Origin of the sequence: Pseudoalteromonas sp. 31A1, from assembly GCF_011378815.1 — a bacterium.
GTDB lineage: Bacteria > Pseudomonadota > Gammaproteobacteria > Enterobacterales > Alteromonadaceae > Pseudoalteromonas > Pseudoalteromonas arctica.
This window is the reverse complement of sequence record NZ_WTKY01000027.1, coordinates 16,638-38,868: the sequence shown is the minus strand read 5'-3', so window position 1 is coordinate 38,868 and position 22,231 is coordinate 16,638. Positions and strand designations below refer to the sequence as shown.

General features: G+C 39.0%; 18 protein-coding genes. 10 read left to right on the top strand and 8 right to left on the bottom strand.

Features of this window, described 5'->3' with window-relative positions; translation table 11 throughout:
- Positions 1 to 331: 331 nt before the first annotated feature.
- Positions 332 to 1,051 (bottom strand): DUF6445 family protein, encoded by a 720-nt coding sequence (locus GQR52_RS18390; protein ID WP_007580474.1) that lies wholly within the window; start codon positions 1,049 to 1,051, stop codon positions 332 to 334.
- 313 nt (positions 1,052 to 1,364) lie between these two features.
- Between GQR52_RS18390 and GQR52_RS18385 the strand changes: the two genes are divergently transcribed.
- Positions 1,365 to 2,516 carry a tetratricopeptide repeat protein gene (locus GQR52_RS18385; RefSeq protein WP_165729377.1) on the top strand — a complete coding sequence of 384 codons (1,152 nt, stop codon included), beginning with the start codon at positions 1,365 to 1,367 and terminating at the stop codon, positions 2,514 to 2,516.
- A gap of 29 nt (positions 2,517 to 2,545) precedes the next feature.
- Here GQR52_RS18385 and GQR52_RS18380 read toward each other — a convergent pair whose 3' ends face one another.
- The 4 genes from GQR52_RS18380 to GQR52_RS18365 form a co-directional block, all read right to left on the bottom strand.
- A complete protein-coding gene (locus GQR52_RS18380) occupies positions 2,546 to 5,362 on the bottom strand; it encodes a PD40 domain-containing protein (protein ID WP_165729374.1) in 2,817 nt (938 codons plus the stop codon).
- 131 nt (positions 5,363 to 5,493) lie between these two features.
- Entirely contained in the window at positions 5,494 to 7,041 is a 1,548-nt protein-coding gene (locus GQR52_RS18375; protein ID WP_165729373.1) for a PH domain-containing protein, read from the bottom strand.
- The gene (locus GQR52_RS18370; RefSeq protein WP_165729372.1) at positions 7,034 to 7,567 is read right to left on the bottom strand and encodes a PH domain-containing protein; all 534 of its coding nucleotides are present in this window, start codon (positions 7,565 to 7,567) and stop codon (positions 7,034 to 7,036) included. Before GQR52_RS18370 ends, GQR52_RS18375 begins: the two co-directional genes overlap by 8 nt.
- 36 nt (positions 7,568 to 7,603) lie before the next feature.
- A complete protein-coding gene (locus tag GQR52_RS18365; protein ID WP_165729371.1) occupies positions 7,604 to 8,452 on the bottom strand; it encodes a D-hexose-6-phosphate mutarotase in 849 nt (282 codons plus the stop codon).
- A gap of 427 nt (positions 8,453 to 8,879) precedes the next feature.
- Between GQR52_RS18365 and GQR52_RS18360 the strand changes: the two genes are divergently transcribed.
- From GQR52_RS18360 to GQR52_RS18320, 9 genes are all read left to right on the top strand, one after another.
- Positions 8,880 to 9,362 carry a MarR family transcriptional regulator gene (locus tag GQR52_RS18360; protein ID WP_010554531.1) on the top strand — a complete coding sequence of 161 codons (483 nt, stop codon included), beginning with the start codon at positions 8,880 to 8,882 and terminating at the stop codon, positions 9,360 to 9,362.
- A 99-nt stretch (positions 9,363 to 9,461) separates the two neighbouring features.
- On the top strand, positions 9,462 to 10,787 hold the full coding sequence (locus tag GQR52_RS18355) for a carbohydrate porin (protein WP_165729370.1): 1,326 nt from the start codon (positions 9,462 to 9,464) through the stop codon (positions 10,785 to 10,787).
- Between the two features lie 128 nt (positions 10,788 to 10,915).
- Entirely contained in the window at positions 10,916 to 11,311 is a 396-nt protein-coding gene (locus GQR52_RS18350) for a YbaN family protein (protein ID WP_007580453.1), read from the top strand.
- A gap of 124 nt (positions 11,312 to 11,435) precedes the next feature.
- Positions 11,436 to 12,068 carry a PepSY-associated TM helix domain-containing protein gene (locus tag GQR52_RS18345; RefSeq protein WP_165729369.1) on the top strand — a complete coding sequence of 211 codons (633 nt, stop codon included), beginning with the start codon at positions 11,436 to 11,438 and terminating at the stop codon, positions 12,066 to 12,068.
- A complete protein-coding gene (locus GQR52_RS18340) occupies positions 12,068 to 12,577 on the top strand; it encodes a DUF2271 domain-containing protein (protein ID WP_024607260.1) in 510 nt (169 codons plus the stop codon). Before GQR52_RS18345 ends, GQR52_RS18340 begins: the two co-directional genes overlap by 1 nt.
- Positions 12,578 to 12,611: 34 nt before the next feature.
- A complete protein-coding gene (locus GQR52_RS18335; protein ID WP_165729368.1) occupies positions 12,612 to 13,457 on the top strand; it encodes a DUF4198 domain-containing protein in 846 nt (281 codons plus the stop codon).
- Positions 13,458 to 13,725: 268 nt separating this feature from the next.
- On the top strand, positions 13,726 to 16,257 hold the full coding sequence (locus GQR52_RS18330) for a TonB-dependent receptor (protein ID WP_165729367.1): 2,532 nt from the start codon (positions 13,726 to 13,728) through the stop codon (positions 16,255 to 16,257).
- 205 nt (positions 16,258 to 16,462) lie between these two features.
- Positions 16,463 to 17,356, top strand: coding sequence for a DUF4097 domain-containing protein (locus GQR52_RS18325; RefSeq protein ID WP_165729366.1), 894 nt, complete (start codon positions 16,463 to 16,465; stop codon positions 17,354 to 17,356).
- A 112-nt stretch (positions 17,357 to 17,468) separates the two neighbouring features.
- Positions 17,469 to 19,358 (top strand): monovalent cation:proton antiporter-2 (CPA2) family protein, encoded by a 1,890-nt coding sequence (locus GQR52_RS18320; protein WP_165729365.1) that lies wholly within the window; start codon positions 17,469 to 17,471, stop codon positions 19,356 to 19,358.
- A gap of 104 nt (positions 19,359 to 19,462) precedes the next feature.
- Here GQR52_RS18320 and GQR52_RS20425 read toward each other — a convergent pair whose 3' ends face one another.
- The 3 genes from GQR52_RS20425 to GQR52_RS18310 form a co-directional block, all read right to left on the bottom strand.
- Entirely contained in the window at positions 19,463 to 20,038 is a 576-nt protein-coding gene (locus GQR52_RS20425; RefSeq protein WP_206017552.1) for a hypothetical protein, read from the bottom strand.
- A 9-nt stretch (positions 20,039 to 20,047) separates the two neighbouring features.
- Positions 20,048 to 21,289, bottom strand: coding sequence for a P-loop NTPase fold protein (locus tag GQR52_RS20420; protein ID WP_206017550.1), 1,242 nt, complete (start codon positions 21,287 to 21,289; stop codon positions 20,048 to 20,050).
- 221 nt (positions 21,290 to 21,510) lie between these two features.
- Entirely contained in the window at positions 21,511 to 22,224 is a 714-nt protein-coding gene (locus tag GQR52_RS18310) for a hypothetical protein (RefSeq protein WP_165729364.1), read from the bottom strand.
- Between the last annotated feature and the right edge of the window lie 7 nt (positions 22,225 to 22,231).

The following is a 22,231-nucleotide window of genomic DNA, read 5'->3' as shown; positions in this document are numbered from 1 at the left end:
TTTGCTCGGTTTTTACTTAGCCCACTAGGTTACAAACCTCGCGCCGCGATTTAATCGCCCCTAGATTGAACAAATTTCAATCCACAAAGTTCAACATGCCCTAGCGTTTAAAAATAATAGCTTATGATTCATTTAATAATAAGCTATTTATAAATTATAAAAACAGCACTCTACATATTATTTATAGAAGAGAGTGCGCAATAATACTTAGTCATTTTGAGGGAGTAAACCTAACGCTAGTTGCATTAAAAACGTCTCATTTAGAACAACTAAATAACGAAATTTTTGCCTTACTATCGACAAGATTTTTCTGCCTAAAAAGAATTATTAATTAATCTTCGCACATCCAAAAAAATGTTATCGCCAGCCTTTTAGTATTTAAATCATCTCCAAAATACTCAGATGCACTGTGAACAATACTACCTTTAAATATAATTAAACGATTAAAGCGATTCTCAATATCTATGTCTTTATACCATGCGCTATATGGAAGGCTACTTACATTAAGTGCATCAACAAGATTAGCATAAGGAGGATCGACAATATTTCCTCCTGCCGCTTCATTTGCATACTTTAAACGATAAAAAGAGGTACCGGCAGAGGTAATTGGATCAGGATTTAAATACAAAACAGCAGCGTATCTACATAAATAACGATTATCTACATGAGGCCTAGAAGCCCCTTCTTCAGCCCCCACTAAAATTGCAGTATTGGTATCAACTACAACCTTATTGGAATCAGCAACCCATAATTTATTTTTTTTGATAACTGACTTAACATATTTTTCTATTTTTTTAAGCTGTTTACTATTTAGAGCATTAGGAGTGCGCATTCCAGGCCAAAGTTCTTTGGTATACGGCTTACCGTACTTCCAAACCTCTTTTTTTAAACATGAAGAACGAATAGCCATTGCTTCTTCATGTTTAAAAAACTCATCAACAACCCAATAGTTACTACCTAGTTCTGGCTTTTCATACCTTAAACCAGGTGCGTCGGAGGGGACGCTTGGAAGTACAACGCTCTTGGGAACTTTCTGATGCTTAAATGACATTGTCAAAATACTTATTTTATTAAAACAGCTCAGAATATAACATTTACTTAACAGTCATTTAAAGTGAATAATAAAACTCTACTTAGCGCATACCCAAAGCTACTACCGTTATTTTGCCTACAGCTCTGTATTAGGGCTGAGGGCATAGTTTATTAGTGTTTCATTATAAAACTATGGTCACATTAGTATTTAAGCCAAAATTTTATACATCGTAAATTTAGCATTAGTCCATTTATAAAATTTTTAGAAAAAAAATCTATAACATTGATTAAAAACCCACCACATTGTAATGTAAAAATTAACAAAGGAGTGTATCAAAATAGTTATTAGTATTACCTTTTTATTTTTAGTTGGATGTAACACAACCAAGGTTCAGCAAGTAGAACAACAAGTAGGGCTTGAACAACTATTAAACCATTCTTTGTTTAATAAACTCGACACACCTTCCGAGCACAGTATTTTTGAGTTACCGGATGCTGAAAAAGAAATGTTTTTAGCTTACGCCGAAAACCAAAAGCTATCCCAAATCCGTGATGACCGCATAATTTACAACTACCTCGAAAGCCAGATAGCTAACTTTAAATACCATGGCGATACACTTACTTCAGCTCAAACCCTAAAGCGTTCGCAAGGTAATTGCATTAGTTTAGCCATTTTAACGCAAAGCTACGCACAAGCTCTTGGGTTAGAAACAAGCTTTCAAGAAGTTACAAGTAAGCCCATATACGCAAAAGAAAATAATGTTGTTTATGTCGCTAATCACTTTAGAACAAAAGTATATGCTCCAAAAGTAGAGAAAAAAGATGATAATATAATTGAGTTTTTCAGAGCGGGCACCTTAATTGATTACTTCCCTACTCGTCGCAGTTTTTATTCAAGCAGCGCAGACTATAACGATTTAGTTTCTAAGTTTTACAGTAATTTAGCTGCAACAGCGCTAGCAGACAAACAGCTGGATATTGCTTACTCACTTATTCTACAAGCAAACAAATACACTCCCAATGATCCTGAATTATTTAATATAGCGGGCATTTTGCATCGTCGGGCTGGTGATTTACAAAGCGCTAAAAACATCTATCAAACAGCACTTAGTAATAATGAAATAAGCATTAATTTAATCAGCAACTATCAGCTTTTAGCTAAAAAATTAGGCGACAAAGAGCTTGTTAAGGAGCTCACCTCACAATTAGTTAATAAAGAAAAAGACCCATACGAATTACTAGTAATCGCTAAAAACGACTTACAAGCTGGCCACGCTCATCAGGCTAAAGCACACCTTGAGCAAGCTATTACTAAAGCGCCTTACATTGCTGAGTTATACTTGGAACTCGCAAAAGTTCGCTATCAACAAGGTAATATTAAACAAACACAAACCTTACTTGAGAAAGCAATTGAACTAGAACGTGATAATCAAAAACTCGATGTATATCAAGCTAAGTTACTGTCGTTACAAATGGACAAATAACTTAGCCAAACCGTGGTTAACTTTAAACGCTAAAGTGAATAATAAAAGCTCAGCCAAGCACGCATTTCATCTTCAAAACTGTCGCCTTCTACTCGCGACAGTCCCATATTAAACGTTAAATCGTTTACACCTGCTGGCCCCATTCCAAAACTAAAGTCACCTTGGTACTTTAAGCCGTAACTTTGTGCATATACGGTGTCGTCGAGTTGATGTTGCTTATAATAAAGCCACGGCATGCCTTCTTTAAAGCTAAAGCCGCCACCGTAGCCTTGATAGCGCTTTGCAGTTGCACTGTAAAAAGGCAGCTCAGATGAAAGTACATATTCACTATTTTGCTGCTGATTAATAAGATTTGAGCTAAAGCCACCTAATGCAAGGCTGCTGTCGTCGCGTTGCTTTTGATCAAAGTTTGCATAAAGAGGAATACCAAACGCTTTACCAAAAATTTTGGCGGCTAAATCATAACCTTGCCAATTATTACTTTTGCTACTGCCATCGTACCAACTCGCATAAATACTTTGGCCTATAGCAAAGTCTTGACGATCATATTGCCAATTTTGAGCAATACCTAAACGCGTCCAACTTTTATGGCTTTGCTTATAATCAGTGTAATTGTAGGCAAGCTCTGGCATTAAACTTAACTGCCCAAATTTAACGGGGTAACTTATTGCGGCAAAACCACCACGGGCATCCATGTCTGCACTTAGACTTTGCTGAGACTGGCGCGATGTATCTAAATTGTAGTCAAACAGTGCAAGTTTCAGTTTTACATCAAGCGCATTATATTTTGCCTGCACATAACCACCGTGCAATGCCCCATCGTGTAAATCAGTGCTATAACCCGCTTGTAAGTCGAGCTGCTTTAATAAGTCGCTACTTTTAATGCTTAAATCTAACAAACTGGTAGAAGCCGAATAATATTGAGAGCCAATCGCGAAAGTAGCGTGCTGGTCGAGCACGTTGTAATTTGTTTGCTCTGTAGTTTCGTGCGTATATATTTTAGCTTTTGGAAGTGTATGTTCGTTTACTATTAGCAGCGGTGCTTTTTTGTTAGCTGCAAACTCAGTAACTACAGTGCTTTTTATAGCTTTTGGCAGTGTTTTTACATTTGGCCCATCTGCAGTTATCGAAAAATAGAGTAACGAGCCATCAGCCATTTCAATTGGGTGGGCAACGGCCTCTTGCCCTTGGGTTAACTTGGTGAGTGCTTTACTCTCTATGTTGTAGTTATAAATATCGGTGGCGCTATTTAAACCTGCAACAAAATAAAGTGACTCGCCATTATGGCTAAAGCTTGGCTGACTTAAATATTGATACCCGTTTGGCATAGGTACTGACAGCTGTTGTTCGCCGTTTATACCTTGTATATACAATTGCCAATTTTCATTTAATGACGTTGATAAATAAGCTAATTTAGTTTCATCAGGACTGAGTATTGGGTAATCGTAAGTTGTCTCAAGGCTTTTTGTAAATAATGGTGTGATGGTTTGCGTATTGAGATCAACCTTTACTAATTCAGAGTAGCCATCTCTTATTTGCTCGCCATACAAGGTTTCGCCGTTACTGGTTACGCTAAATCGTCGTATACCAGCAAGTTCGGTAAGTTGTGTAATATTTCCAGTGTCAGTGTTATAGCTAAATATGTCAGACACTTTGTTATAAATATCCGACTCTTCATTGCTGTACGCATTGAAATATAAAGTTGTGCTATTTACCCATTGAGGATTTGCAATACCGGCTCGGTTTATTTGATTAAGCACTTGCTTTTGTTCGCGCTTAAACACACTGGGCGCTGTATCGGGAATATCTTGTGCATCGTTTTCGAGTAGCTCTTTTTGCGCTTTAGTAAACTCTTCTTGCGCTTTAATGTTGTCATCAGTGCTATAAATTATAAGCTTGGTATTACTCTCTTTATCTCGCTCAACAATCGCAATTTTACTACCATCTTTTGAAAGTACTGGGTTACTTGCATATAAGTTAAGCTCAAGCCAAAGTTCACTATTAAGTAACGGCTCCCCTTGCTCTATTTGCATTGCTTTATAGGTATATTCAGCTATAAATCGGCGATATAGCTTGGCTGCACTTTGCCCAAACACACCGCTAAATGCCTCATCAAAATCACGCGTTTTTACGCCTTGCATTCGCGTCCAAACACTATCGAGTGTTTGCTCTGAATAGTTTTTCTCTAACCAATTTAAAAAGCGACTACCCATTAAATACGCCATTGAGCCGCCCATAAAGCCCTGCTCGCCATTTAACTGCCCATAGGTTGGCAGTGCGCCCTGTTGAGCAAATTCTCGCAGTATTGACTCTGAGTAGTTATCAAACAAACGTCCACGACCCGTCATTTTAGACTCAATCAATGTGGCATAACCTTCGGCTACCCAGCGCGGCGTATCACTGTAGGTTAAGTCGTATAAATCCCATATACCACGTACTTTCTGCTGCCAGTGATTGCGTGTAGGCTGTGCTAAGTGCACTAAGTGAATATATTCATGCAACACAAGCAACTGCTGCCAGCCAGCGCTGTTTGATATAACTGTGTCGGATTGTGGTGGGGTTGTAAAAAGTGCCATTACAGGGTTACTTGAGGTAGGTAGCGCAAAGCCGTTTGCTGCATTTAGGGGATCAAACACCACTACATCAACTGTTTTATCAAGTGCTCGGTTTTGCTGCTCAAGCACTTTGGTGCGTACTATTTCAAGCTCTGTTGCAGTTGATTTAGCAAAATCAGCATGCTCAACACTGTAGTGAATATTAAAATGTTCGGTATGAATAGTTTGCCAATCGGCTGCAAAGCTTGGTGCTGCTAGTAATAAAGCCGATGCGATAAGTGTTTTTTTCATGAGTGTCCCTAAAAGAATTCCTTAATACCATCTAGGGTATTATTAAATGTCTTTCAGGGGCAGTAAGAAAGTGTAATAAAGCATGTGCAAATGTGTATTTACACATGCCTTATTTTTTTAATGAAGAGGTATTACATCCAGCTGCGAGTATCTGACTCAATCTGCTTAATTGTAAAATCGATAATAAAGTCAGCGTCTTGCTGCTTTATGTAGGGCATAAATGCAAAGCCTGAAGCAAGTTGTATGTATAAGCTTTTTAAGCCTGATTTGCGCATTAAGTACGTACTTATACTGCGTGCACTTTGCGCTTTATAAAGCTCAAAAACACGGTAATGAACGCCAATCAACCCTTTGCGTACAACCATGTAAAATCGACCATTATCCTCATGCATGTAATAACCATAACGCTGATACGATAAGGTTACCAAGCCAGAAAACACCACCAAAACACCAAGGCTAATCAAAGTGTTAATATCGGCAATAAAACAAAAGCCAAACACTAGCGCACTGGGTAACAATGAATAAAAGCCTAAATTTTTATACAAAAGCGCTCGCTCTGCGCGCTTAAAAGCGAGTTTTTTACTGTTAAACCACGGGTAAATCCATTGGCATACGCTATCAACTTGTTCGCTATTTAATACAGGTAACACTAAGGTTTGTTTATTTTGTTTAGCCGCAACACCTGCAACTAAACCACCGCTACTTGCTTGCAAACACTCCACAGTAAATCGCTTTAGTAATCGGCCCATTAAGTTTTGCTTTATAACAATAGATTGCACTTTATCCATGCTCATCGAAAGCTGATGGCGCTCTAACAAGCCTGCAATACGTTTAAATTTTTGACCTTTAAAGTAAAGCTCAAAATTATAAAAACGAATAAGCGACATAGTCATAGATAACATTACGGCAGCCAAAATTAATAAAACAATTAAGGTGATCATCGCAAAGGTAGCAGCACTTGCCAGCATACCAAGCTCTTGTTGGTAAAAGCCTTCTACTTTAGCAATAATTTGCTTCTCTAAAAAATCAACAATCAGGTTTATAAAAGGGGCCAAAGCAGCGATTGCTAAAATAGCCATATTCGACATTAAACCAAATTTGGCTATTTCTTTATTGCTAATGCTTAGGCTATTTTCAATAGTATCTACTTCGCTTTGCTCAGTGCTTTGTATTTCTTCTTGTTGCTGCGCTTTAAAAGCAAATATTTGTTTACGTATTTGCTGCGCGTAGTCTTTAGTGACGCCGGGTAAAACAACTTCTTGCGACACACTGCCTGCAGCATCAAAAATACAATTAACTAAGTTTACGGGGGTAAAATAAAATGGCTCGGCAATATTAACATTTTGTACGCGGCCAAATTTAAGCGTAAGTCGCTCTTTTTTAAATACGCCTTTGTTAAGCAATATTTCGTTATCGCTACTAATACAAAACTTAAAATTTAAATAATATAAAAATGAGTAAACAAGCAACGAAATCAGCGCAATACCACCTGCAACTTGCGCCCAAAATAATTTATTTTCTACTTGAGTAACAAATACTACAAACATAGGCAGTAAGTTTAAAAGGCCATCTTTTACAAAGCGCACACTAAAGTGCACAACAAAATATAAAAGCGCCCAAGACGATACTTTTTGCCAATCACTTGAGCTAGTTTGCTCTTCAATAATACTATTACTCATCAACTAAAACCGCCTGAGGAGCCGTATCGTCTTGACGGTAGTTCTGTACAAATTGGCGCATATTTTTACAATCATCATGGGTTAACCCACTAATTTGTAAATCGGCACTTACGCCGCCTGCGCTAAATAATTTGATGCTCGCAAGGCTAAGCTTTCGCTCTATTGGCCCCTGATGTATTTCCATATGTTGTACTCGCGCTAAAGGCAATACCGTTACTTGTTGCCAAATAACGCCTTTTTTAAAAGCAATATCGTGGTTTCGTACCGCAAAACCTTGCAGCCTTATGCTAACCATGTTGTACAACATGGATACAGCTACTAAAACGGGCATACCAATTAGCAAGTAAGTTTGCGCTCTCTCTGCAAAAGCTTCGTTAAAATAACAAACCGCAATAAGTACCCCAATTAACGGAATATAAAATGTAAGCCAGTTAAGCTGAGTATGTAATAAGGCTTTATCAGCCAATGGCTTAAAGCTAATATCACTATGCTTTGGTAAATCCATTATTTGTTGATTGTTAAACACTATTTGTCCCTATTCCTGCTTTTAATTATGGCTAGCTTACCAACTAATGGTGGTTACTAATGTATGACTTTGCTTTGGCTCAAGCGTTACTTTATCTGTCAGTACATTAGCAGCCTCTAGGCAGAGCATTGTTTTATACTCATCATCAGCAAAGTTAGATAAGCGTTTGGATTTTTCTATCCATGGATTCCACAGTACACACGAGTTTGAATTTTCACGGATCACATTAATAACACCTTCTGGCGTATTAATAGTTTGTACTGCACTTGCTTGTGTATAAATCATGTCGGTTTCGCGCTCAAAACTTACAACGTCATTTTGCACAAATGGCCCTTCACTAAACTCAATATATTGCGCGCCTTGCAAACCATCAACATGGGTATTTGTAATGTCTGATGTAGGAAAATAGGTATGCAGCGCTTGAGTAAAGCTAAATGGCGTATTTCCTAAGTTAGTCGTAGTTAAGCGAACCTGTAACTTATCACTTAATATAAACTCCACTTTTAATGCTGACTGATGCGGCCAATACGTTGTATTAACTAGCTTCATAGGTAACTTTAAACTAACCGTAATTTGCTCATCAGATTCGTGTACTTCATCGGCTTGCCACACGCTTGTGCGCGCAAAACCATGAGCAGGCCAGCCATCATTAGCGTGTGTACCAAACCACGGCCAACAAACAGGAATACCACCTCGAATACTTGCCCCTTCTTGATAAGTTTCTTCTTGCGATACCCAAATAAGCGGCTCATTATTTTTAGGGGTAAATTGGGTAATTTGCCCACCTTGCAAGAATATTTTTGCATCGCACTTTGCACTAGCTACTTTAATAAACTCAAGACCGGTTTCGCTTTGCTCAATGCTAACTGATGGCGATAATTTCATACCTTCCCCTATAATACTGATACTAAAGATTTTTAATATTTGTGCAGAAACAATAATGCATGCTTAAAGTATACGCTATTGATATTAAATATTGATTGCTGAATTTGTTCATTGCCGATTAATACATATACAGTAAACTCACAAACAATTACTTTGTACTAACAGCTGTAAATGAATAATACTAAAGTCTATACAATAAGACTTGCCAATTATTCACAACATACGTACTGTGCGCAACTTAATGCACACAAGATGCTAAGAAAATTTACTATAATTTAAACAATATAATTTTACATTAGTTACTGCTCTAACTATTAAAAACCAACAAAAGCGGCCTAATGTGCAATATATTGTTTGAATTCAATTTATTTGATGTGTAACATTTCGCGATTACGGCAAACTACCGCCCCATCGATGAGATAAGCAAATGCAAAAATATGACGAGTTATTGGTTTCTTTACGTAAAGTGATCCGCGCGATTGACTTACATTCTAAGCAGCTAAATAAAACTTCGGGTTTAACTGGCCCACAATTGCTTATAATGCAAGAAGTTAAAAAAACCGATGGAATAACGGCGAGCCGTATTGCTCAAAATGTAAATTTAAGCCCAGCAACGGTCACCAATATTCTCGACAGAATAGAAAGCAGAAACTTAGTAACACGCGTACGCAGTCAAATGGATAAACGCAGAGTGAGCTTATACCTCACCGAGAAAGGAAAAGAGTTACTTGATAAAGCACCTCAGCCATTGCAAGAACACTTTATTGAAAAGTTTTCTGCGCTTGCTGAGTGGGAACAGAGCCTTTTACTCTCATCAATGCAGCGTGTAGCCGCGATGATGGATGCAGATAAATTAGATGCATCGCCCCTTCTAGAAGTTGGTGCACTTACTCAAGCTCCTAAAGAATAAACAATAAAAAAAATACATAGTTTTGTACTTACTCTAAACGTAAGGCGTTTTTTGACGTCTTGAATTTTTTATTTTTTAATCACAAGCAGAGCGGCTATTATGACTAAACTCTCAAAATTAACACTAGCACTAGTCCTAGGTGGTGTTACAAGCACTTCTTATGCGTCTGATGATCTAGACACACTACAAAGCCAACTTAAACAGCTAAAGCAACAAATGCAATTGCTTGAAAATAAGTTAGCTGATGAAAAAACAAAACAACAGCAAATTAATAAGCAGCACGAACAACAAGTTTCAAACATCAGTAAAAAATCTGATCAAAAAGTAGTTGAAGTTGCCGCAGCTGAACCTGAGAAAAAAGATGAAGGCATTAAAGTTGGTGGAGCAATACGCTTTAATTACAGCACCAACACATACGATGAAGATACCCAAGATCGCGGTGGCGATTTTGATTTTGATATTTTCCGTATAAATGTATCTGGTGAGATTAACGATATTTCACTTAACGGCGAAATACGTTTTTACGATTACATGACCGTTGTTAAGTATGCTTACTTAGGTTACGAGTTTGCAGATGGCTGGGAAGGACAAGCAGGTATTGCACCCGTGCCTTTTGGTAATGGCCCATACAACTCACACAGCTACTTTTTCAGTACTAATTATTACGTAGGTCTAGAAGACGACTTTGACTTAGGTGTAGTAGTAAAACGTAAACTTAAAGATAACTGGAAACTAGACCTAGGCTTTTTCAAGAATGATGAGCTAGGTGGTATAGACGGTGGCTCTTCAGATATTAACCATCGTTACTCTTACGACATTATTGGTAGTCGCTCAGCAGAGGAAGGTACATACGATGCACCTGGCTCTCGCATAGGCGAATACAATACGTTTGCCGGGCGTGCAACATACCAAATTGAACACAGCAAAAATATAACTACCGATGTGGGTGTATCATTATTAAGTGGTGGCTTACATGACGGTAACGATCGTGCAGGTAACTACGGCGCATGGGCATTTCATGTTGATAGCACAATTAACAACTGGAATATCCAATTTCAACACGGTGAATACGACTACGATCTAGACGACAGCAGCGACCGCTTTGTTGTTGGTGCGTATGCGTATTATGACACTGTATCTAGCGAAGCAACTATGACTAACTTTAACGTTGCTTATAATTACTCGCTTGATTGGGGCCCAGTTACCGACATTCAATTTTACAACGATTACGGCATTATTTATGACAAGTCTGACGATAGCGCAGATACATGGATGAACGTAACGGGTATGAGTGTTGCTGCAGGTGGTTTCTTTAGTTACTTCGACTTTATTCAAGCACGTAACCAGCCATTTATTGGCGGAACAATTATTGGTGATGGTGATACAGAACGTCGCTTCAACATAAATATTGGTTACTACTTCTAAACTGTTAACCGCATTTATTTTTTAAAAGGGCAAACTTAGTTTGCCCTTTTTTATTGATTTTAAGCTTCGAATTAATAGCTATTTAGCCTACAATTAGAGATACCATAACACGCCTAAAAAGAGCCTAAGTGAATATAAAAGCAGTGTTTATTTGTTATAAAAACTTATGGTTTAAAGCGCTTGGCTTAATACTTGTAGCCTTGGGCATTATTGGCATTGTGTTACCGGTCATGCCTACCACTATATTTTTTATTTTAGCGCTCACCTGCTTTACTCGCTCATCACCCGCGCTTGAACAATGGCTGTTAAACCACCCTCGTTACGGTGTAACTCTGCAGCAATGGCAAGCCCATAAAGTAGTGCCTGTTAAAGCCAAATGCTACGCCGCCATTGGCATGTTAATTGGATTTATATTTTTACTGTATTCAGCCGCCCCTATTTGGGTTATTTATCTCGTTGCAGTAATAGAAGTATCGGTAATGATTTACCTTATTTTAAGACCCTCCAGCCCCCCTAAGCATTAAATATTCATTTTTTACCTGCATACCACCTCTGTTTTAAAGTTTTTATGTAAAGATAAGTAAGTAAATTTGTAATAGCTAATGCAAATCATTATCATGTTGTAAATTTAATTTATTTACTGTTTTTATGTCGTTTATTAATAAGCGGGCTTTGTATAGTACAAGCCGTGCTCTACATATTTATATTTCTACAGCTTTGTTTTTTTTGCTTATTTTATTTTGCGTTAGCGGCATTGTGCTTAATCACGTCGATTGGCTTAAAAACGATAAAAATAACGGTCAAGTAACCGCAACGATTCCTGCAGAGCTAGTTACCAAAGCAAATGAGCAGCTAAATACCTTGCCAACGCTTTACCCAGAAATAGAAGCTTACTTAGCCGAGCAATATGCACTTACAAAAGTAAAAAGCATTGAGTGGGAAAAAGAAGACGCGCTTGTCATGCTCGACTACCCACTGCCTGCAGGGTTTGCCTACGCAGAGCTTGATTTTACAACTGGCGAGTTAAACCTTGATTACCAAACAGGTGGCTTTTTAAGCCTCATTGGCGACTTACATAAAGGCCGCCACAGCGGTGAAGTATGGAGTTGGGTAATTGATATATCTGCCGTACTAATGATTTTATTTGCCATCACCGGCATGATTATTTTGTTTCAAAATAGAAAAAAACGCTTAGCAGGAATATGGATAACCTTACTAGGAGTCGCAACTCCACTGGTTATTTATTTATGTTGGGTTCCACAAATAAAAGGAGTGTCTTAATGGTTAAATTTAAATTATTTATAAGCGCCGCATTACTGCTTGTAGCTGCGTTTTTTCAAACAACGGCGCATGCGCAAACACCACAGCTAGAGGTTGAATTAACGCTTCCCGACTTAGAAGTACAACCGTATCACCGTCCATACGTTGCAGTTTGGCTTGAAACACCAGAGCGCAAACACGTTACAACGCTTGCACTTTGGGTACAAAAAGCAGAATGGTTTAAAGACTTACGCCAATGGTGGCGTAAAGCCGGTAAAAGCGATGCCAACTTTGATGGCATTAGCGGCGCAACCAAGCGCGCGGGTACTTACACCATAAACTGGCAAGGTAATGATTTAGACGGTAACCCAGTAAAACCAGGTAAATACTTACTAAATATTGAAGTTGTACGCGAAGAAGGCGGCAGAGACTACACCCGTGTTGAGCTTGATTTAACAAAGTCGGGAAAAATTACAATTGATGGTAAAAACGAGTTTTCTAAAAGCTTCGTCACTGTAAGCACTAAGTAGCTGCTACTTAATCATTTAAATTTAAGGAAATACAATGAAAATTAATTTATTAAAAACGGCATTAATCGGCGCATTGAGCTTATCTGCTTTAGTGTCAACTTCGGCAAGTGCACACGGACGTTGGTTACTACCTTCGCATACATCTTTATCAGGCGATAAAGCGCATTACGTAATGATTGACGCAAGTATTTCAAACGAAATTTTTGCACCAGACAAAGCCTTTAAACCTAAAGAAAAAGGCGCCGAGTACGACGACACATTATTAATGGCACTTGCGCCTAATGGTGAGCCAGTATCTGAAACCATCCGTGCTTATTACTTAAAACGTAAAAGCTCAGCTGCGGTAAGCTTAACAGAGCAAGGCACTTATCACATTGCAATGACCCAAAAGCCAATGTACATGACCTTCTATAAAAACGAAGAAGGTAAGCGCAAGCGTGTATTTGGTAAGAAAACAGACGCCGAGTTACCTAGCAATGCAAAAGATGTAACTACAACGAAGGTTGTTTCAACAGTAGATACATTTGTAAGCCGAAATGGCACCTCAAAGCCTGCCCTATTAGGTTTAGGCTTAGAGCTTAGCGGTCCAACGCATCCAAACGATTTATTTGTAGGTGAACAAGCACGTTTTCAGTTACTACAAGATGGTAAATCTGCTGGTGAAGGCGTTGAAGTAAGTATTTTAAAAGGCGACACACGCTACCGTAACGACCGTGGCGAAGTAAAAGTAACGACCGATAAAGAAGGTATGTTTACAATTACGTGGAAAGAACCAGGCCTATACCTAATCGAAACTTCTAACAAGGTTACCGTAAATGAAGAAGGCGTAGATGCAGGACGTTATGCATTATTTACAACGCTTGAAGTTGCCCCTGAATAATTTAAATCACTAAATTTAAAAAATTGAAAGGCCAAGCATTTGCTTGGCCTTTTTACGTCTTACTAACTTTTATCTAAAATTGCCTTGAATTCGCAACCATTCGACACAAGATTGCAACTACAACGATCCAAACGCCTATATCGCGCGTAAACAGTGATCTTATGTGTTAACAACTTAGAATATCTTAGATAGTTTTTATCTTTGCACTAGGGTAGTCGCTTCTATATGATGCGCTCCTTTTCGACTAGCAGCTCTTGGGGAACAATTAATGACTTTTAAGCGTTTATCTGCAAATAAACTCGCACTTAGCTTGGCCGTTACCACTGCACTTAGCACACCTTACTCTATGGCCGTTGCCGCAGAGCAAGATAATCAAGCAGAAAAAAATATCGAAGTAATTTCGGTTACCGGTACTCGCAGAAGCCTACGCAGTATTGCCGAAAGCACCGTACCTGTAGATATTATTACCAGCGGTGATATGCAAAGTACCGGTCAGCTAGAAATAAGCCAAATACTAGCAAACCAAGTACCTAGCTTTAACTACCCAAGTGCCACTATGGGTGATGGTACTGACCATGCAAAACCAGCTGTTTTACGTGGATTAGCACCCGATCACACACTAGTACTTATAAACGGTAAGCGCCGCCACGCTGGTGCGCTATTAAACTTAGCGGGCGTTGTTGGCCGAGGCTCTACAGCTGTTGATTTGAACATGATCCCAACCTCTGCAATTAAACGTGTTGAAGTACTACGTGACGGCGCAGCCGCACAGTACGGTTCTGATGCAATTGCTGGGGTAATTAACATTGTACTTAAAGATGCCTCAGAAGGCGGTAGCGTAAGCGTAACGTACGGTAAATACGATACTCAAATGGCTGGTGTATCTCAGCTAGACAGCACCTACGCAGATGCAAACGGCGACTTAGCCTTTAATACCGGTGGCGACAGAGAAGTAAACGACGGTGCAACACGCACTGTTAGTGCAAACTCTGGTTTTGCGTTATCTGATAACGGTTTTGTAAACGTATCAATTGAATACCGTGATAACGACTCAACTCAGCGCTCAGGTTTTGACCCTCGCGAACAATACAGTCGCCTTGATGATGGCAGCCTAGACCCACGCGAATTTACTATCGATCGTTACAACCACCGCTTTGGTAAAGCAGACCTTGAAGATTACGCGTTGTTTTACAACATGGGTTACGATTTAGATAACGGCTTAAACCTTTATTCATTTGGTAGCTACTCAAAGCGTGAAGGTAATTCAGGTGGTTTTTACCGCCGAGCAAAAGACAGCCGTAACGTTTTAGAAGTGTATCCAGATGGCTTTTTACCGCAAATTGAAACAGACGTACAAGACTACTCATTTGCATTGGGCTTACAAGGCGAAACTAACGACTGGACATGGGATGTAAGTACCAACTACGGCCGCAACGACTTTGGTTTCGGTGTTGTAAATAGTATTAATACATCACTAGGTGCCGACAGCCCAACCGAATTTGACAACGGTGCATTGGTTTACGATCAGTTTTTAGTAAACGCAACGGCCAATACCACTCTCGATTTAGGCTTACCTGATGACGTATTTTTTACCGTAGGTACTGAATATCGCCACGAAAGCTACAAAATAGAAGAAGGCGAAGAAGCATCTTACATCACCGCGCTTGATAGCGATGGTAACCCAATTGCAGCCGGTGGCGCGCAAGTACTTGCTGGTTTTGGACCAGAAAGTGCGACTGACGAAAGCCGTCATAACATCGCTTTATTTGTTGAGTTTGATACCTACTTAACAGAAAACTGGAACGTCGTTTTAGCGGGTCGTTATGAAGATTACAGCGACTTTGGTGACACATTTACTTCTAAACTTGCCTCGCGTTACAGCATTACTGAAAACCTATCACTGCGCGGTGCAATTAGCACCGGTTTCCGTGCGCCATCTTTAGCGCAAAGCTCGTACCGCCAAATATCAACCGTACTTGAAAACAACCAACCATTTGAAGTGGGTTTATTCCCAACTGATTCTGCAGCAGCGCAAGCACTAGGTGCTCAGCCGCTAGATGCAGAAGAGTCAGTAAACGTTACAGCGGGCTTTATTTACACGCAAGGTAGCTTTAGCTTAACTGTTGATGCGTACCGTATTGATATTGATGACCGTATTGTATTGTCTGAAAACTTAGAGGGCGATGCCGTAGTAGAAATACTACAAAATGCCGGTGAGCTAAATACCGAAAGCGTACGTTACTTTACCAACGCTATCGACTCACGCACGCAAGGTGTAGATATAGTTGCCACTTATAACTTAGATTTAGACAACTTAGGTGATTTACGTTTAAACGTAGCAGCTAACTTTAACGATACCGAAGTAACGCACGTAAACGACAACCCAGCACAGCTTAACTCACTAGGTGACGACTACGTAGTGTTTGCACGTCGTGAAGTAGGTCGTTTTGAAGAAGGCACACCAGATAGCAAATGGAACCTATCGGCAGTGTGGAACTTTAACGAATGGCAAACTACGCTTCGTGCAACGCGCTACGGTGAAGTCGCTGATATTTCAACAACAGCCGATCGCGATGAATACCTAGACCCTAAATGGATCACCGACCTAGAAGTGGCATACCGCCCAGACGAATATTGGAAATTTGCCGTTGGTGCAAACAACTTATTCGATCAGTACCCACAAGCAACCGTGGATAACATTGGTTACTCTGACTTTGGCCAAATATTCCCGTACACACCGTATGCCCCTTACGGATTAGACGGGCGCTTTTTATACGGTAATATTACTTATAGCTTTTAATTAGTTCCCTAATAAAAGCTGAGCAATTATAAAAGGATGCATCGCGCATCCTTTTCATTAATAGTTGGTTATTTTAACCACTTATTAGTATTTCAACTTTCATAAAAAACCATCACCCCATATAAAACAACAACTTACATTCCGGCCTCATTTTTGCTCTATATTGTTTATATAAATACAAACAATAAATACCAAAGGACTAAACATGAGCTCATCAACTGTATCTAGCATTACAAAACCACTTTCACTTATTGGCGGTATTTTATTATTAAGTGGCTGTGTATTTCATATATCGCCAAGCGTTGCGTCAGTTAAGCAAACCAAACAGCTTTCACTGCCAAACAATAATCTAGAATACTTAAATGTATTAAGCGGTGCAGGTAGCCTTGAAATAAAAGGCTCAAAAACGGCCACCAGCATTAGTGTTAATGCCACTATTTACACAGCCGACATTGAAGACGAATACGAGCTAACGCTCGAGCAAGACGGTAAACAGGCAAAGCTTGTTGCCCAAAATAAAAGCCGTAATGGTATTAGTTTTTACAATGGCCAATCTCCACATATTGATTTAGTGGTTACTGTGCCAAGTAATCTCAATTTAGATATTGATGATGGCTCTGGCGATATGGTTATAAGTGCTATGCAGAGCAATATTGATGTAAAAGACGGCTCGGGTGATTTAACAATTAACGGTGCTAAAAACCTAACAATCGATGATGGCTCAGGTGAAGTAAACCTTGAAAACATCGCGGGTAATTTAGAGCTTACCGACGGCTCTGGTAGCATTCATATAAACAACGTAAGTGGTAATGCCATTATTGAAGATGGGTCGGGCGAAATGCACGTGAGCAACATAAGCGGCTCGCTAAGCGTTGAAGATGGCTCGGGTGATATAGTAATAAGCCATATAAGCGGTGCAGTTAATGTAGATGATAATTCTGGCGACATGATCATTGAGCATATTGGCTCAAGCGTTACTATTGAAGACGGTTCGGGTGATATTCGTGTTAATCACGCCAAAGGACTCACTATTACTGAATCAGGCTCGGGCGATGTAAGTATCGATAATATTAGCGGCTCAGTAAAAGTAGCTGACTAACTAAAAATAACGTATTTTCAGCCACATGAATTATTGTATTTTATAAGAACCTAAGTCATTCTATTTATGCTCAAATACCTTGAGCATAAATAGAATGACTTAGGATAAACGCGTGTTAGAAATAGCTTTAATTTACTTAGCAGCAGCCATTGTAGCTGTCCCTATTGCAAAACGAGTCGGACTTGGCTCTGTGTTAGGTTATTTAATTGCCGGAATACTCATTGGCCCTTATGCGCTGGGTGTTGTGGGCGATCAAACCGATGTAATGCACTTCGCTGAATTTGGCGTAGTAATGATGCTGTTTTTAGTGGGCCTTGAGCTACAACCTTCGCGTTTATGGACATTACGCCACTCTATTTTAGGGCTTGGCGGCTTACAGGTTGTGTTATCGGCAGCTGTTATATTTGCATTTTGTTATTGGTTTTTTGCCATGCATTGGCAAACCGCACTCGCCATTGGTTTAATGCTGGCGCTCTCCTCTACCGCTATTGTGCTGCAAAGCCTTGAAGAAAAAGGCTGGCTAAAGCAAGAAGCCGGACAAAACGCGTTTTCTGTATTGCTGTTTCAAGACATCGCCATTATTCCTATTTTAGCGCTATTGCCACTGCTTGCATTTGCCCCGCAAACTAGCTCAAAAGACATTAGCGATTCGATTATTGCAAGCTGGCCTGTATGGCAACAAGTATGTGTATCAGTCGCGGTTATTGCCGCTATTATTGCCGGCGGTAAATATGTATCGGCACCGTTATTTAGATATATAGCGCAAACCCACATGCGTGAAATATTTACTATTTTTGCACTGTTTTTAGTGGTCGCTATTGCACTGGTTATGCAAAGTATTGGTTTATCGCCTGCGCTGGGGACTTTTTTAGCCGGCGTTGTACTTGCCGAGAGCGAATTTAGACACGAATTAGAAGCCGATATAGAACCCTTTAAAGGCTTACTTTTAGGATTGTTTTTTATAACTGTTGGCGCATCAATTAACTTTGAACTGCTATTTAACGAGTTTAGTACCGTTATAGGCTTAGTGGTTTTACTCATTGTAGTTAAAGCCTGCATTTTATTTGCCCTTGCCGTTACCTTTAAAATTAACAGTAAACAGCAGTTATTATTTGCCTTAGCGCTTGCCCAAGGGGGCGAATTTGCCTTTGTACTTTTAAGCGTAACCACCACCTTAAGCATTTTAACGCCCGAGCAAACCAGTCTTGTTACCTTAGTTGTTGCAGTATCAATGCTAATAGCGCCGTTACTACTTATGGTTTATGAGCAAATACAAAAACGCAGCAACAGTGCTATGCCTGAGTTTGATAAGCCAGAACAAATAAGTACCGCTAAACACGTAATTATTGCCGGCTACGGACGTTTTGGCCAAATTATGGGGCGCTTACTGCACGCTCAAGGCTACGAAATTACCGTACTTGATCACAGCCCTAGCCAAATAGAATTACTGCGCCGTTTTGGTAACACCGTATTTTATGGCGATGCCGCACGCCAAGAACTCCTTGAAGCCGCAGGCGCGCACACCGCACAAATGTTGGTAGTAGCAATAGACGACCCCGATAAAACCATAGAGATAATTAAGCTCGCCCATAAAAACTACCCGCAACTTAAAATTGTTGCCCGCGCAATCGACCGTCGCCATGCGTATCAATTACTTAATTTAAAAGTAGATGCGTTTAACCGCGAAACAGTCGACTCAGCTATTAACCTTGCTGTAGAAGCACTCGAGTTACTAGGTAACACTAAACAAGATGCAGAGCGTGCAGGTAAGCTATTTAGAGACCACGACCGCGCTGCAGTAGTACAACTTGCTGCGTTATGGGGCGACGATGCCAGTTACGGCGTAGCAGTGCGCCAACGCATGGAAGATTTAAAACACGTACTACAACAAGATAAACAAGCACAAAGCGATTTAAATACCTGCGACAGCGGTGATTGCGAAGACGGCTTAACAGAGCTAGCTGATAGGCCTAAAAAGCCTGATGATTCTCATTTGGAGTAGTTTAGGTGATTAGTAATCGATGATATTGCCTCGTTGAGAGGCAATAACGAATAAAATAGTCTAGTAGTAAAAAAAGACGATTATTATTCATCTGATTGAATAGCTCACTGTTCAGCTATTTGCTCTTTTTTAGAAATATTTAGCTCCATTTTAGAGTGGGCTTCAAGCAAACTTTCATGAAGATCACTTAGACTAGCTACTTTTAGTCCAAAACCAATCTCTTTTAATAAAGAGCCCACCATTGAAGATATTGTTTTTAAAGCTTCTAATTCTGGCTTAAAAAAATCGTCAATATTACTAAAGCGGTATCTCTCATTGATGAATCTTACGAACTGAAAAACTTCCTCGTTAGACCAAGCCTGAAGAGCTGCTTTGACAACATTTACATTAAGATTTTGAAAAAATGGCGTGTGCATCAAATTTTGGTGAGCTTCATTTTTTACACTAGCCCATGATGTTTGAAATTTTTGAGAAAATTCCGAGTTTTTATTACTTGCCTTTAAGGTTTCTAACTCTGCTTTCTTCAAGTTAAATTTTTTACCAACCTCTTCATTGTAAAAATTAATACGGCTTCTTTGATCAAAATCATCCTCTACTGCTGTAATTTTAAATTGATTAACATCAATATCATCACATAATCTTAACAGGGTAGCTTTCGTATACGTTGTCGATTCGATCACTTTGTTAGTCTACATATACATGTATATATCACAAGAGCTAAACCACTTATAAATATCTATATCATCTGTAGATGAGATGTATTTTTCTAGTAACGAAACTCCCTCTTTAAACTCACTTTCAGATAATTGATTTTGAACCCATATAGTTTGCATGGCATCTAGAAGTGTCAGTCTCATTGGTAAATTTAGCTCTACTTCTAAGTTGGAAAATTCATAAAGCCCATCACAACAGTAACTTAATAACTTCTGATTCGATCCATTAATCGCGCCTTCAAATATTGCATCTAATTTTTTATAACCTTCAATTTCAGCTTCGTCATTGCTTTTCTTTATTTGCCTTATAATTCGCGAATCAATTGCATCGATAATTTTTTCTTTAGAGAAGGAATGTTCAAACTTTGCACAGCATATTCTTACTATATCACTTAAAATTCTCGACAGTGCTTGGTCAAGGACAACATTTTCTATTTTAGATACTTCTTTTTGAATGCGTGTAAATTTTGATAAAGCTCTTTTTAGAACTCTAATGTTTTTAGAGTTTATTGCGGTAATATTTAAAAGAAGTTCGTTAGCTAATTGATCATCAAGATTTTCATATTCTACTTTAAGGATTGAAACCACCTCCTCATGTGTAAAGCTAAATTTATATTTATCCGCAAATACTTTTTCAATATCATTTTTACAATTAAGTTTGTCCTCATTTGCAACAACAACTACTTTTATATTTTTTGACTCAGCTAAACTTAAACTCTCACCTAAAATATTTTTAATTAGCTTTTCATCAGCAACACGCTCCAAATCATCTAAAATCAATATACAATCATCAAGCTCACCATATAGTTTGTATTTATATGCTCCCGCAACTCCATTTAATACAGCACCAACCCCTCTTTCCCCAATATTCTGTGCAGCTCCATCAAGAGCTTTAGAGAAATACTTTGCGAATACAGAAGCCTCTTCTTTCTCAGTCAGCGATAATGAGATGATTTTATCTCTAAAGTCATCGATACTTGAAATACCATAAAGAGAGAAAAAATAGACTTTTTGATCAAACAGCTGTTCAATTTTCGCTCTTAAATAATGCTTAATAAAGTGTGTTTTACCACTCCCCCATGCTCCATCGAGCAATACAACCTGAGGGAATGAAGTGTCTTGTAATAGCTCTATAATTTGATCAGCTTGCTTCATTGTAACCCCAATGATAACGATGTTAGTTGGCATACTACCAAAGGACTTTTTTCCTATTTCCACGTCAAAACGTCCCTATTGTGTGAACTTATATTAATATCAAATAGTGTAAGTTATTGCCAACTATAAATATTATGCGGCTGATCGTGTATGTTTTATAAAAATAGGAAAGCGTTTGTTGTATTACTTGGGTGGGAATGGCTTAAATTAATCTATTTTTGAATACCTACTTGTAGCTCATAACCACCTGCCATTTTCAGCTATGAACTACAACATTTAAAAACCTAGTGGTGATGCCCACCTTCAATAGCTTCGCCCTGCTGATTATAAAAGCCTGTTGCGCTGTGCTCTATAAAACCAAGGTTTATCATTTTAGCTAAAAACGGGTCGTTTTCGTTATCGCCAATGTCGGCGTAGTCAGTGGTTTGAAAGCGATCCCACTGTGCAAACTGAGCGGCAATTAATGGAACATCAGTGTTTACATTATTAAGGCTTAGCAATGTACTGGTTTGGCTTTTTTTATTACTAATACTAAATGTTTTAACTAATCTTGAATGCGTGTAAAAGGCAAGGTTAAAGTCGTTACCATTTTCGCTCAACGTATAATTTTTTACTTCACCGCAGCCTTTGCCTTGTGTGCTTACTAGGGTCATTTTTTCGATTAAGTGGTTATCCACCAGCTGACTTTTAGCACTCCAGTTTTGTACGCCGCGTACCTCAGATGGTTGATATTCAATGCCGCGTTGCTGGGCATTAAAGTAACGTATTGGTCGTATTTGGTTATTGGCTAAGTGCTGCCAAAGCTCGGTTATTACTTCACTTTGATGCGCTACTTGCTGATTGTTTCGCCAAAGGGTAAGTGACTCATTACTTTGTTGTGCTTTATGGCTGTTAGTAATCTTATAATCCGCTTTTAAATGCTTGGCATCAATATCACATTGCGAGGCAAAGCTACTTGTACTTACAAGCGTAGCAATTATTAATAACGCTTTTTTCATTTAGCTA